This is a genomic window from Proteus sp. TJ1640, from assembly GCF_003144445.1.
GTDB lineage: Bacteria > Pseudomonadota > Gammaproteobacteria > Enterobacterales > Enterobacteriaceae > Proteus > Proteus penneri.
On record NZ_PENY01000010.1, the window covers coordinates 330338 to 345063 of the forward strand.

Annotated in this window: 9 protein-coding genes; 7 read left to right on the forward strand and 2 right to left on the reverse strand. The window is 39.5% G+C overall.

The genetic code is table 11. From position 1 onward, the window contains the following. Positions 1 to 134 precede the first annotated feature (134 nt). Entirely contained in the window at positions 135 to 1802 is a 1668-nt protein-coding gene (ettA, locus tag DK861_RS04325; RefSeq protein WP_072063740.1) for an energy-dependent translational throttle protein EttA, read from the forward strand. A gap of 105 nt (positions 1803 to 1907) precedes the next feature. On the opposite strand, the gene DK861_RS04330 is transcribed toward ettA, so the two are convergent. Further along, positions 1908 to 2705 carry an energy transducer TonB gene (locus DK861_RS04330; RefSeq protein ID WP_006535271.1) on the reverse strand — a complete coding sequence of 266 codons (798 nt, stop codon included), beginning with the start codon at positions 2703 to 2705 and terminating at the stop codon, positions 1908 to 1910. A 171-nt stretch (positions 2706 to 2876) separates the two neighbouring features. Here DK861_RS04330 and DK861_RS04335 point away from each other — a divergent pair, with 171 nt between their 5' ends. From DK861_RS04335 to DK861_RS04355, 5 genes are all read left to right on the forward strand, one after another. Then, positions 2877 to 3425: an RNA polymerase sigma factor gene (locus DK861_RS04335; protein ID WP_006535272.1), complete on the forward strand. Its 549-nt coding sequence runs from the start codon at positions 2877 to 2879 to the stop codon at positions 3423 to 3425. Next, the gene (locus DK861_RS04340; RefSeq protein WP_239452131.1) at positions 3415 to 4443 is read left to right on the forward strand and encodes a FecR domain-containing protein; all 1029 of its coding nucleotides are present in this window, start codon (positions 3415 to 3417) and stop codon (positions 4441 to 4443) included. Before DK861_RS04335 ends, DK861_RS04340 begins: the two co-directional genes overlap by 11 nt. A 103-nt stretch (positions 4444 to 4546) precedes the next feature. Then, positions 4547 to 7309: a TonB-dependent receptor gene (locus tag DK861_RS04345; protein ID WP_109399340.1), complete on the forward strand. Its 2763-nt coding sequence runs from the start codon at positions 4547 to 4549 to the stop codon at positions 7307 to 7309. Between the two features lie 63 nt (positions 7310 to 7372). After that, positions 7373 to 9082, forward strand: a complete 1710-nt coding sequence (locus tag DK861_RS04350) for an ABC transporter ATP-binding protein/permease (protein ID WP_109399341.1) — start codon at positions 7373 to 7375, stop codon at positions 9080 to 9082. Beyond that, complete coding sequence (locus tag DK861_RS04355; RefSeq protein ID WP_109399342.1) at positions 9072 to 11870, forward strand: insulinase family protein; 2799 nt, start codon at positions 9072 to 9074, stop codon at positions 11868 to 11870. The genes DK861_RS04350 and DK861_RS04355 overlap by 11 nt, the downstream gene beginning before the upstream one ends. A 113-nt stretch (positions 11871 to 11983) precedes the next feature. Here the strand turns inward: DK861_RS04355 and DK861_RS04360 are convergent, their stop codons facing one another. Then, complete coding sequence (locus tag DK861_RS04360) at positions 11984 to 12400, reverse strand: DoxX family protein (protein WP_109399343.1); 417 nt, start codon at positions 12398 to 12400, stop codon at positions 11984 to 11986. 270 nt (positions 12401 to 12670) lie between these two features. On the opposite strand from DK861_RS04360, the gene DK861_RS04365 reads away from it, so the two are divergent. Continuing rightward, entirely contained in the window at positions 12671 to 14689 is a 2019-nt protein-coding gene (locus tag DK861_RS04365; RefSeq protein ID WP_109399344.1) for an NADPH-dependent 2,4-dienoyl-CoA reductase, read from the forward strand. The last annotated feature ends 37 nt before the right edge of the window (positions 14690 to 14726 follow it).

A 14726-nucleotide genomic window follows, 5' to 3' on the forward strand; every position in this document is an offset into this window, starting at 1 on the left:
CAAATTACTGACATTGACTTTGCTATTGTTCATTTAGGTGCTCTAAAAACGCGGCTTAATTACAAAAAATTTGTTTTTATCGCGAAAAATGGCACCTCAGAGAAAATCTCTTTTATAATCAAAGGGTAATTATAGTGGCTCAATACGTTTATAGTATGTTGCGTGTCGGGAAAATTGTCCCACCAAAGCGACATATCCTTAAAAACATTTCACTCAGCTTCTTCCCGGGCGCGAAAATTGGTGTGCTTGGTCTAAATGGTGCAGGTAAATCAACATTACTACGCATCATGGCAGGTATTGATACTGATATCGAAGGTGAAGCACGTCCACAACCAGGCATTAAAATTGGTTACTTACCACAAGAACCAAAATTAAACCCTGAACATACCGTACGTGAAGCCGTTGAAGAAGCCGTTAGCGAACTGAAAAACGCATTAAACCGCCTTGATGAAGTTTATGCGGCTTATGCCGATCCTGATGCTGATTTCGATAAATTAGCAAAAGAACAAGGTCAGTTAGAAGCGATTATTCAATCTCATGATGGTCATAACCTTGAAAACCAATTAGAGCGTGCAGCAGAAGCGCTGCGTTTACCTGAGTGGGACGCTAAAATTGAGAAACTTTCAGGGGGTGAACGCCGCCGTGTCGCTATCTGTCGTCTTCTGTTAGAAAAACCAGATATGCTGTTATTAGATGAACCTACTAACCACTTAGACGCAGAATCTGTAGCATGGTTAGAACGCTTCTTACACGATTATGAAGGTACTGTTGTGGCAATCACGCACGACCGTTACTTCCTAGATAACGTAGCGGGTTGGATCTTAGAACTTGACCGTGGTGAAGGTATTCCATGGGAAGGTAACTACTCTTCATGGTTAGAGCAAAAAGACGCACGTCTGGAACAAGAAGCCGCAACTGAAGCAGCTCGCCATAAATCAATTCAGAAAGAACTTGAGTGGATCCGCCAAAATCCTAAAGGCCGCCAAGCAAAAGGTAAGGCTCGTCTGGCTCGCTTTGAAGAACTTAATAGCGTTGATTATCAAAAACGTAATGAAACCAGCGAACTCTTTATTCCACCTGGACCACGTTTAGGGGATAAAGTGTTAGAAATTAATAATCTAACAAAATCTTATGGTGATCGCGTTCTGATTGATAATTTAAGCTTCTCTATTCCTAAAGGGGCTATTGTTGGTATTATCGGCCCTAACGGTGCGGGTAAATCAACGCTATTTCGTATGATCTCCGGCCAAGAACAACCCGATTCAGGTACTTTAGTACTAGGTGATACTGTTAAGTTAGCCTCTGTTGATCAGTTCCGCGACAGCATGGATGACAGTAAAACGGTTTGGGAAGAAGTTTCCGGTGGCCAAGATATTATGCGTATTGGTAACTTTGAAATTCCAAGCCGTGCCTATGTGGGTCGCTTTAACTTTAAAGGCGTTGACCAAGGTAAACGTGTTGGCGAACTTTCTGGTGGTGAGCGTGGTCGTTTACACCTAGCTAAACTGCTACAAGTTGGCGGTAACATGTTACTGCTCGATGAACCAACCAACGACCTCGATGTTGAAACTTTACGTGCATTAGAAAATGCCCTGTTAGAGTTCCCAGGTTGTGCCATGGTTATTTCCCATGACCGTTGGTTCCTTGACCGTATTGCCACACATATCATCGATTACCAAGATGAAGGTAAAGTGGAATTCTTCGAAGGTAACTTTACCGAATATGAAGAATATAAAAAGCGTACATTAGGTAACGATGCTATTCAGCCTCGTCGCATGAAGTACAAACGTATGAGCAAATAATCGCATTTATTTACTCTATTCGATAACAAAAAAGCAGAGATTATTCTCTGCTTTTTTCTATTTTATTAGTTTAAAATTTAATAACTAATTGTAGAACAGTAATAATTAACTCTCTTGCCTATAATCAAAACCTAAAGGTACGGTAAACGAAATATTTCCATTGACTAAACGATAGCTTTCAGGTGCTGGAAATGGCGAAGCGCGTTTAATGGTATTTAAAGCCTCTTTATCAAGAATACGATTACCTGAGGATGTTTCCACTTTCGCATCCAATAACTCACCTTTTGCATTTAACATAATAGAAACTTGTGTCACGCCTGTTGCTTTAAAACGCAATGCTGTTCGTGGATAGCGTTTATAGGTATTAATATGGCTATGAACCAAACTTTCCCACCCTATTTGTCCACTCACAGAAGAGGAAGATAAACTATTAAATTGAGCACTACTGCTTGTATTAGAGCCAGAAGCTGGCGCACTCGTTATATCTGATGGAGCTTCTGAGACAGGAAGATCATCAGGTACTTTTACCGCAACAGGTTTTGGTTTAACCACTGGCTTTACTTTTGGCTTTTCAGGAAGGCGTTCATAAGTACCTTGTTCAACCACAGGCATTTTTGGCAGATCCAATACTTCTTTAATTGGCTCTGGTTCGGTTTCTGCTGGCTCAGGAACAGACATCACTTTTTCAGGCCCAACCGGAACGTCTTTTGTTTCTGTCTGAGCCAATTGATAGATACCAAGATCCATTGTCATTGCGGGTGGTAAAACACCATAACGTTCCTCTTTAGAAGTTATCCAGCCAATAGCAACAACAACTAGCGTTACATGAAATAAAATACTGGCAGTTAATCCACCAATAGAAAACGACCAACGGCGTGGGAAAGTCGCCGACATACTACTCATAATTCTTGCCTCTGATTTTCTTTCTGATGAATTATAGGCATAATACAAACACAAATGATATTGCTTATTATTAATAATACAATAAAAAATTAGCTTGATAATTATCATAACTTGTTCGCTTGAGAAGCAGTAAGAGCTTATTATTTCACTCTTTTTTAAACACCAGAGATTATGGCTAGCAATAAATCATTGGCACAAAAAATTAGTTGTGCCTATCAATCAACCTATGGACAACTTGTGCGTTTTTTCCACAAACGTACGGGTAATTACCATGATGCAGATGATTTGTCTCAAGATGTGTTTACACTATGGCTAAACAGAAAAGAACAAACACCTGTACAAGAACAGCGTGCTTTTCTGTTTAAAATAGCGAACCACGTTTTGATTGACCATTGGAGAAAAAATCAAAAGCAGAAAGATATCTATCAGGATGATTATGAATTAGATGATGCAGCTCAGAATTATACTACTGAGCTTGATCCGGGATACGTCCTTGAGCATCAACAACGTTTAGATCTACTTAGTGAAGCAATTGCCACGTTGCCCCCACGCCGCCGAGAAGCATTTGTTCTTTATCGTTTTGATGGTTTATCACAAAGCGAAATTGCAGAGCAGATGGATATTTCAATCAGTATGGTGGAAAAACATATTGCAGCAGCCCTATTATATTGCAAAAGATATGTCGATGCAGGACAGGAGAAATGCACGAATGATGAGTAAGCCGGAAAAAAATATACCGGAAACTAAACCTCACACAGATGAGGGAGCAGATCTTCTTTTTTTAGAAACGGATGATGAATTACTCAGTGGATCACCTGATGAGCAAGCAGCTCTTTGGTTTACCCGACAACACAGTCAAAGGATAACCCCAAAACAACGCCAAGCGTTTAAAGTGTGGATAGAAAATGATGTAAACCGGCAAGCATATCAGGACATTGCAGGTATCTGGCGCCAATGCGATACATTACCACGACCAACAATAACCACGGTTGAAAAGAAAAAACACTCTCCTTGGCGCCCGATGATCCACACCACGGCTGCGCTTTGTTTACTCACCGTTTTATATCTCCCTTATAGTCATTTACCCGCATTACTGATGGATAATATGACGCTTGCAACCAGCAATTCACCAAAAGAAATGACCTTAGCTGATGGCTCTAAAGTCTATTTAGATAGAAATACACAGGTCAGAGTGGCTTACGTACAAAAAGAAAGACGATTATGGCTAGATAAAGGACAAGCCTATTTCAAAGTAAAATCAAATCCGTATCGTCCTTTTTATGTTCATGCTGATAGCCAATTAATTAAAGTTGTTGGTACTGAATTTGAAGTGAGTCACTATGATAACAATCAAGTTAACGTTGCTGTCCATGAAGGGGTTGTCGAAGTAAAAGCCACACCCAAATCTTCTCCAGCCTATTTGTATGCAGGCTCTCAAGCCACCAGCACATTAGCCAGTGACAGTTTGGTTATCTCTTCGGTCAATATTGATTCCGTGGGAAGCTGGCGTTTTGGTCAACTGCATTTCTTTGAACGCCCATTGAATGAAGTAATAACCAAACTCAAACCTTATCTTGATATCAATGTTCAAATTTCCTCACCCGACATTGCCAAAATGAAAGTCTCAGGGATCGCTAACATTAATGATGCCGAAGAGTTTATTACCGCAATTCCACTTATATTGCCGGTTAATGTTGTTTTTACCGATAAAAATAATGCGTTAATTATCAACAAGTAAAAAGAAATATGAAAAATATTCTTTTTTACAGGTGAGGATAATTCTCATTTCACCCTCTTCCTTAGTAACAACAATTATTAAGTTAGTGAATGGGATTGGTGAAATGAAAATGAATAACAAAAAAGGGGCCCTTAAGAGGTCTCTGTTAGCGTTGCTAATAAGTACCACTATTGCTGCACCTTGTGCTTATGCATCTACCGTTTCTGTGTCTTTACCAGAACAGTCTTTGGCTGATTCATTAAGCGCTATTGCAAAACAGGGACAAGTCCAAATTTTATTTGATGCAAGTTCGGTCAAAAACCTACGTGCTCCAGCACTTTCGGGTCAATTTGAAACCCACACCGCATTACAAAAAGTCTTAATTGGGAGTGGGTTAGAAATTATTCCACAAGGCAGTGGATTTGTTATTCGTCCTCTCGCCACGACTAACGCGATTGTTATTCCGGAAGTTAAAGTCACGGGTGTTGGTAGCAGTTATCACCCAGCTACTGATGTGGTTTCAGCCCCACAATACATTACTTCAGAAGAGATAAAACAGCGTAATACGGGTGATGGTAACATCACTGATTTACTCAAAAGTAACCCTGCTGTTCAATTCTCCAATAATGACAGCACATCAATGAATCAAGGTGAAATTAAACCTTCACGTATTTCTATTCACGGCTCTAGTAGTTATCAAAACTCTTACAAACTTGATGGTGTCAGTTTTAACAACGACTTTGACCCAGCCAACTCAGGTAATGGTGAAACCAACACGCGTGTTAGTAGTGATGAACAAGGGATGTACCTTGATAGTCGCTTAATTGATAGTGTTACTGTTTACGATAACAATATTCCGGTGGAATTTGGTGGATTTACAGGCGGTACCGTTGATGTACAGAGTCGTCGTTGGTCTGGCGAAACCCATGCTAATGCCTATTACCGTACGACTCGTTCAAGCTGGAACAATATTTTTACTGATCCAAAACTGAATTTTGATACAGCCAATAATGATGTCAGTAATCCAGCCCGATTCCAGAAAAAATACGATAAACAAAACTTTGGTGGTTGGTTTGAAACAGGATTAACTGAGCATACCGGTTTAATATTCTCTGCATCTCGCCGTGAGTCAACCATTCCTATGATGATCAGTAGTGCTGGTGGCTTTATCCATACACCTGACTATCAATTAGAACAAGTTGAACAAAACGCAAGTTATCGCGACCAAACTCGTACCTCAGATAATTATTTTATTAAATACTCTTGGGATATTTCAGATACTCAATCTCTTGATTTATCAAGTAATATTGCGCGTTATAAAAGCTATCTATTCTCAGGTTCAGTCTATAACTCAGGCTATGATAATGAGCATAATGGTTTAAGTTTTACTGCACTTTATAAACATAAATTAGATCTTGGTACTTTAGAATTAACAACGGGTTATCAAAAATTAGAAGATAAACGAACGAATGATCAAAATTACTTTATCCGTTTAGATGATGCAATTACTGGTTGGTCAACACCAACAAGTTATAACAGTGGTGGTCAGGGTGATCTAAAGAGTAATCAAGAAACTGTAAGTACTAAAGCAATAATGCGTTTTAACTCTTATGACTTAGGTTCAACCATTCACCAACCTACAACCGGTTTTGAAGTTGCAAGAACCAAAGGCTCTTATATCAGAGATAAAGATTTTTATAGTTACTTCTATACGGGAATGACTGATCCTGATACAAACGAGTGGAGTGGCGGACGTTCAAATACAACACGCTTCCAATCAGGGAGCCATAGTGCAACCTATACAAATTATGCAATCTATCTTGATGACAATATTCAATATAAACGCTTAACCCTGCGTCCTGGTATTCGTTTAGATAGAGATGATTTTGTTCAAAGAAACAATATTTCACCGCGTTTAAGTGGGACTTATGATATTTGGGGCACAGGTAATACCCTCTTGATTGGTGGTGTAAACCGTTACTACGGTCGCTCCATGTTAACGTATGCATTGTATGGGGCACAGAATGCAGGCTTGCAACACTGCTACTTCGAGTGTGAATCATCTAATGCCAGATGGTATAACCGTACTGATTTTGACGGCCTAGATTCGTTAAAAACACCGTACAACGATGAATTCACTTTAGGTTTACAACAAGAAATCGCCTCAACCACTTGGCGTTTACAATACGTTCATCGTAACGGTCGTGATGAAGTGCGTAGTGATACAAAATATCCTGATAGCACCGATTACGAAAAAATGAATATTCGTGCATTTAATAATAATGGTCGTAGTTCACACGATTCCGTGACTTTATCGGTGAAAAATAGTCAGCCGTGGGAATTGGCACAAGCGGATCATGTTTTCAATGCTTCAATAAGTTGGCAACAAAGCAAAACGAATACCCCTAAAGATTCAGGTTATGCCGATTTTAGTCCAAACACTCAAAACGTTAACCGAAACAAAGTGTTCTATGATGGAAAAATCATTGATGCCAAAGACCTACCCTCTGGTAATTTCAACTCGCCATTAAAAATCACAGCCGATCTCACTAGCGTTTGGGATGAATGGAATGTGACCTGGTTTAACCAATTGCAATGGAATAGCTGGCGCTCTCAAGCAGAAAAAACCAATAACGGTAACCCGATCAAAACAGATGATGCTGGTTATATTTATGCCTATAAAAAACAAAATTACAGCAGCCGCTTTACATGGGATACCAAACTAAGCTGGCAACCTGAGTTTGCTTATGGTGTGGGTATCTCTGTTGAAGTGAATAACGTTCTTAATACTCGAAACGTTGCTGATCACTTCACTTACAAAGACAAAGAATACAAATCGTATGAACCAGGTCGTCAGTTCTGGTTACAAGTCAGCTACGACTATTAATAAATTGACGAAGTTAATGTGAGCAACCAAGTCGATACACAATAAAAATATGACCAATAAGCAATGAAAACAATAAAACAATTTTTCTATTTAGTTTCACCTTTTTGGGGGCGGCGTGCCGCCCTTTACTGCTGGTTTCTATTGATTGTCTCTTTGACCTTAACCCTGTCATCCGTCTGGTTTAACGTCAAAATGAATGAATGGAATGGTAGTTTCTATAACGCATTACAACAACTTGATGGACAAGCACTCTACAAGCTTCTTCAACAATTTATCATTATTATTGCGGGATTAATTACTGTGGTAGTCATGGGCGATTTCTTACGCCAAAAAATGGTTATTCGCTGGCGAGAAGGCATGACTGAACAAGTGCTCGATCGCTGGTTATCAAAAAACAGTAAACACTATATGTTAAGACTGACTTCTCAAGAGCCTGATAACCCGGATCAGCGTATTGCAGAAGATATTCGTTTACTGATCGAATCAACAATGCGTTTAACTGTGACATTCTTGCACTCGTTACTCACGCTTATCTCTTTTGCCACCATTCTTTGGTCACTGTCTGGCGCTATCTCTTTCACATTAGGCGGTAGTGAGTGGACAATTCCCGGCTATATGTTCTGGGCTTGTATTATCTATACCATTATCGGGATAACCATTACGCAGTTTATTGGCTCACCATTGCGTAAAATTAATATGGATAAGCAACGCAAAGAAGCTGATTACCGTACAGCACTCATCACCCGTAAACAACATGGTGATGCGATTGCCGGTCAGCGTGGTGAAATAAGTGATCGTAATGAATTAATGGGGCGTTTTTTAGGGGTCATTCGTAACTGGAACAACCTTATTCGCTACGAAAGAAATCTGGCATTCTTCACTGTCGGCTATCAACAAGCCACTGCGATGGCACCGATTATTTTTGCCTTACCTAAATTCCTTGCTGGCGAGTTAATGCTAGGGGGATTAATGCAATTAAGACAAGCCTTCTCTAGTGTTGCAGGTGCATTAAGTTGGTTTATTTTCTCATATAAAGAGATTGCTGCATGGCAAGCAACGGTGACCCGTCTTTATAATTTTGTGGTGCTTTTAGAGTACGATCATGAGCCAGAAGTCACAGATTTAAATGATAAACAGATTAAATTGAAGGCTAATCTTTCTCTGTTTATGCAAGATGACAGCCTGTTAATCCAAGATATTAATTTCTCTGTAAAAGCAGGTGAGTTAACCGTTATTGAAGGTTGCTCTGGTTTAGGTAAATCAACACTGCTTAGAGCATTAAGTGGGCATTGGCCTTATTTCAAAGGGGAAATTCAACGCTCGCCAAATGTATGTTGGATCCCACAACGTATGTACCTGCCTTTTGCACGTTTAGACAGCTTGCTCGCTTATCCTTGTCAGTCTAATCAGTTCTCCGCTAACGAGTATGAAGAAGCCCTTCATTTGGTGGGCTTAGACAAAATAAAAAATCAACTTTCACTGGAAACAGATTGGACAACACGTCTATCAGGCGGTGAGCAACAACGTCTTATTTTTGCCCGTTTATTACTCAATAAACCAGCGCTTATTTTATTAGATGAAACCACTTCTGCACTTGATGAACAAAATGCATTGAACATGTTGCAGTTGCTAAAACAACATCTGCCAACCGCAGGTATTGCCTTAGTGAGCCACCAGCGTTTTACACATCTAATTGCAGATAATGTGATTTCACTCAAAGCCCCTACCGTGTCCTCCTCTCAACCTGCTGGAGTTACCGAATATGTATCGTAAGTTACTGATTGTTTCAGTCAGCCTTTCACTTTTAGGGTGTGCGGCAAGCACTCCTAATCAAAATGACAAAAGTACGTTATTACTGCGTCCTGATGTTCGCCATTTTACCCTAGATAATGGTTTAGACGTCTACTTACTGCAACGCCCACAATCCGGTGTTGAAATGCGTCTTTTGGTAAAAAGTGGCTCTGTTCAAGAAGATGAAAAACAGCTTGGTTTTTCACACTTTACTGAACATATGGCATTTAAAGGTACAACACATTTTCCAGGAACAACGGGCTTTAAACAACTTGAAAGCCTTGGCATGAAATTAGGTAGTCATGTCAATGCCGTAACAAGTTTAAATGCGACGACTTATAAGCTGTCATTACCGAATGCAAACCCGATCCAAATTAAGACGGGGTTAAAAATCTTATCAGATTGGGCATTTGAAATGACATTTGACCCTATTGAGTTTGATAAAGAGCGCCCTGTTATTGTTGAAGAGTGGCGTTTACGCCAAGGTATTGGTTTTCGTATTAACCGCCAGTTAGAAGAATTGCGTTACTACGGTAGCCGTTATCTGGATCGTGATCCTATTGGCGATTTAGAAATTGTTAAACATGGCGATGTAAAAGATGCAAAACGCTATTACGATACTTGGTATCAACCAGAAAGAATGGCGTTAGTACTGGTCGGTAACTTTAATCAGGGCGATGCCATTGCCGATATTAAGCAACTGTTTAATGCTAAAAATAGCGAAAACAAAGGAATTGATGATCCTGCTTGGCACAATTTTATCGACCATAAAGATCTACTGGTTAAAACAATTTTCGACAAAGAACAAGGTTCACGTATTTTACAGTTCACCTTGCAACGGACTTTGCCAGCACCTTTAAATAGTCGCCAAGGTCAATATGAAGATTTAATGGATTCATTATGGCTATCAATTTTAAATCAACGTTTCTCCACTATCGTTGATAATGGATTAATTGCGTCTATTAGCGCCAATATTCAAGGTGCAATGTTAGATGCTCGTCGTTCACAACAATTGATGATTGCACATCCTAAAGGTAATGATTATCAAGGCGCATTAGATATCTTATTTACAGAAGTTCAACGCCTCGCCTCTGTACCCGTCACTCAAGAAGAATTAGATAATGCTCGCAACGCAATGCTAAAACGCCTAAGCCAACAAGCTGCGGGGGAAGAGCGTTATGAGCACGATTATTTAGCCAACCAAATCACCACAGCCATTGAATTGGAAATGCCAATTCAAACTAAAAAACAGGCACTCAATTTAAGCTATCAATTAATCAATAAAGTGACCCCTGAAACATTGTCAGCTTATTTTTCTCAATATCTAAAACAATCTTCGCCACGCGTTGCTGTGATTGGTCCGGATAATGATGCTAGTTTGTTTAATGCAACTAAAGCAGCACAACGTTGGCAAGAAATTAGACAGTCAAATCCAGGCGCATTTACCCTAAAAACGCAAGCTGTTGTATTAGATATTAAACCTGAACTCACAGGTTCAATTGTTTCCACGCAATCACTCCCTATTGAAAAAACACAACAGTGGACACTGAGCAATAACGTAAAAGTGATTGTGAAGAATGACAGTTATCTCAAAGATAATATTCAAGTTTCACTGCGTATTCCGGGCGGTTCTTCACTTGAAACCAATCAAAGCTTAGGGATGGTGCAATGGGCGTTAAAACTACCTGAAGTCAGTGGATATGGAAATTATAATGCGCGTGAATTAGCATTATTTACCAAGCAACACCAAATTAGCTTGCGCCCTTATAGCGAACTGTTATTCCATGGTTTTCGTGGCGAAGCGCCAATTGATGAACTTGAAACCTTACTCACATTAATGCATCTAAAAGTGACTTCTCCACAGTTTAATGGCGAGAAGTTAGAGCAACAAAAGCAAGCAATGGCATTAGGTCTTTCAAAAACCCCCGTTGAACGCACATTCTTAGATAATATCAATAAAGAAAGTTATCAAAATGGTGAACGCCTTGTCGTTTCATCTCAAGGTACTTGGAAACAATTTACAGCCCAACAATTACAACAAACAAACCAAATGATCTTAGGACAACCTGCTGATATGACATTAGTTATCAGTGGCCCTGTCAATCTAAATCAAGTTAAACCGCTTGTTGAACGTTGGATTGCGAGTTTGCCAATACGTTCAGAGCAACGCTTATTTTGGGCAGATCCTGCGATTAATCCAAAGCTGACTTCGTTTAGCAAAACATATCCTATTGCAAGTAGTGATAAGAGCATGATTAGCATTCAATATGCAGCACCTGCTCAATGGTCACAACAACGCGTATTAGCGCTAAATTTACTCGATACCGTGATCAGTCAACGTTTAAGACTCAACCTACGTGAAAAAGCTGGTGGTATTTATTCACTTGGGTTTTCTGAAATGTTAACGAAAGTGCCGACAAGCTACTATACTGGTCGTTTAAACTTTACGGCATCACCTGAGCGCGCTGATGAATTAATTACTCTTGCTCGTAAAGTCGTGAATGAAGTAAAACAGTCAGGCATTACAGATAAAGAGTTACAAGAGGCTAAAAATATCTGGCTAACTGAAAATTCACAGGTAAATGACAGTGCAAGTTATTGGACAGAAGCTCTAGCACAAGTTGCAACTGATGACCAACAGTATCAGCGTTTACTCACTGATCCTGCCATGATAAAAACATTAACTGTTAACGATATAAATCAAGTGGCTCGCCAATGGTTAGGTGAGAATGAAAAGGTATTTAAATTAACCCCTGCTAACAAAAAATAAGTCTTATCTCGTTAAAAAGAGAACGCCCAGTTTAAATAACCAACTGGGCGTTTATTCATCAATTTTAATCAAATTACAGTAATTAAATTCAAATTTATTGACTATTAGATTTATTAATCTTTTTTAACTGCAAAACGACCACTACCTAAAAACATCACCGCAATCGCGGCAAAGAGATAAAAGCCTGCACTTTCAGGAGCCCATCCCCCTGTTTTAGGGTTTAATGCAAATAGATCACCAGAATGAACCATCAAAATAGCAACAAACATCGTACCGGCTAAAACAAATGCTGAAACACGAGTAAATAAGCCAATGATCAGTAAGATAGGTGCAACAACTTCCCCAATCACCGTACCGTAGGCAATAAAAGCGGGTAGATTAAAATTAGCTAACATCCCCTGAATACCTGCTAACCCACCCGGTTCCATTTTATGAAGCCCATGTAATAACATTAAAACTCCAAGAGAAACACGTAATACCAATTTACCTAAGTCAGAACAGTCAACAAGTTGATTAAATTTATTAATCATAACGTCTCCAAATTCAAAATAGTGATGTGTGTTTTTAATACGTATTTGTAGGTACACTATATTATATGATGAAATATTATGAATGAGTGTGATTTTTATTATCACTATTTGTTCTCATTAAGTAATCACTTAGATTATTATTGCTTTATCGCCCTCTACTCACCTTTTCCATGATTAAGATCACAACTTGTTAACATAATAAACTCTTAATCACTCACTTCTCGTTATGCTAATAGATATCTCATCTGACCAGTCTGAAAAGGGTATCTGATGGCACATTATTCTCATCTATTTTCGCCTCTTGATTTAGGGTTTACTGTACTTAAAAACCGCATTCTTATGGGCTCTATGCATACTGGACTTGAAGAAAATCCGAATGATGCCCCAAAACTTGCACAGTTTTATGCCCAACGCGCAGCTGCTGGTGTTGCATTAATAGTGACTGGAGGGATCTCTCCCAATAAACAAGGCGTGTTATTACCACACGCTGCAACATTAATGTCTGAAAACCAACTAACGACTCATCAGCTTGTTACTGACGCCGTTCATCAGCAAGGAGGTAAAATTGCTTTACAGATCTTGCATACAGGTCGTTATAGTTACCAACCTAACTTAGTTGCCCCTTCGGCTATTCAATCGCCAATAACCCCTTTTATGCCAACAGAAATGAGTCATGAACAAATTGAACAAACTATTAATGACTACATTCGCTGTGCTCAATTAGCCCAAAAGGCGGGCTATGATGGTGTTGAAATAATGGGCTCTGAAGGCTATTTAATTAATCAGTTTTTAGTCAGCCACACCAATCAGCGAGACGATCAATGGGGTGGAAATATTGAAAATCGTTGTCGCTTCGCTTTACGCATTCTTGAAGGCATAAAAAAAGCTGTTGGTGATCACTTTATTATTATTTATCGTCTTTCTATGTTGGATTTAATTAAAAATGGTTCAGATGCATCAGAGGTACTTTATCTTGCCAAAGCCGTTGAAAAAGCTGGCGCCACAATGATCAATACAGGGATCGGTTGGCATGAGGCGCGAATTCCAACAATAGCGACCATGGTACCGAGAGGCCAATTTGCGAATGTAACGCGTGAATTAATGGATAAAGTGAATATTCCACTGATTACATCCAACCGAATTAACACACCACAAACCGCAGAAGCTATTTTGGCAGAAGGTTGCGCCGATATGGTTTCAATGGCTCGCCCTTTTCTTGCTGATCCTGAGTTTGTACTTAAAGCACAACAGGGGCGCGAAGATGAAATCAATACTTGCATTGCTTGCAATCAAGCATGCCTTGATGAAATATTTTCGGGGCAAACAGCATCTTGTCTTGTTAACCCTTTTGCGTGTCGAGAAACCGAACTTCTGGTTACTCCAACTCAACAACCCAAAAAGCTAGCTGTTGTTGGCGCAGGGCCTGCGGGATTATCTTTTGCTATAACAGCGGCTAAACGTGGTCACCATGTAACACTGTTTGAAAAAGAAGACGTTATTGGTGGGCAGTTGAATATTGCTAGCCAAATTCCCGGAAAAGAAGAATTTAAGGAAACCTTACGCTACTTTAAACGACAGCTACAACTCACTGGTGTGATTGTTAAAAATAATACCGAAGCGACTCCTCATCATCTTGAGCACTTTGACGAAGTTATTTTAGCCAGTGGTGTTACGCCCCACAGCCCTGACATTGAAGGGCAAGATAATGAGATAGTTAAAACTTACCTTGATGTTTTAAAACACCATCAACCAGTGGGTAAAAATGTAGTGATCATTGGTAGCGGAGGTATTGGCTTTGATACGGGTCTCTATCTTACTCAAAAAGGGCAATGCAGTAGCCTAAGTCCTTGTGCTTTTAACAAAGAATGGGGCATTGATCCAACGCTTTCATATCGTGGTGGTATAAAACCAGAAAATCACTTAAAAGATGATAATAAACAGATTGTTATGACTCAACGTAAAGCCGGAAAGATAGGGTTGAATTTAGGTAAAACAACGGGTTGGATACATCGGCTAACATTAGAGAAAAAAGGCGTTAAATTCTTAACACATTGTCATTATCAAAAAATCACACCAGAAGGTCTTGTGATTGAACAAGATGGAAAACAACAGCTTCTTATGGCTGATAATATTATATTGTGTACGGGGCAACGCGCTTATCACCCTCTATTCGCACCTTTAGAAAAAGAAAACAAAATTGTTCATCTTATTGGCGGAGCAAAAGATGCACGCGCATTAGATGCAAAACGCGCTATTAGGCAAGGAACAGAATTAGCTCTCAATATTTAATCCTTTCCAGTGCTTGAGCAAAAAGAAACCCCACATA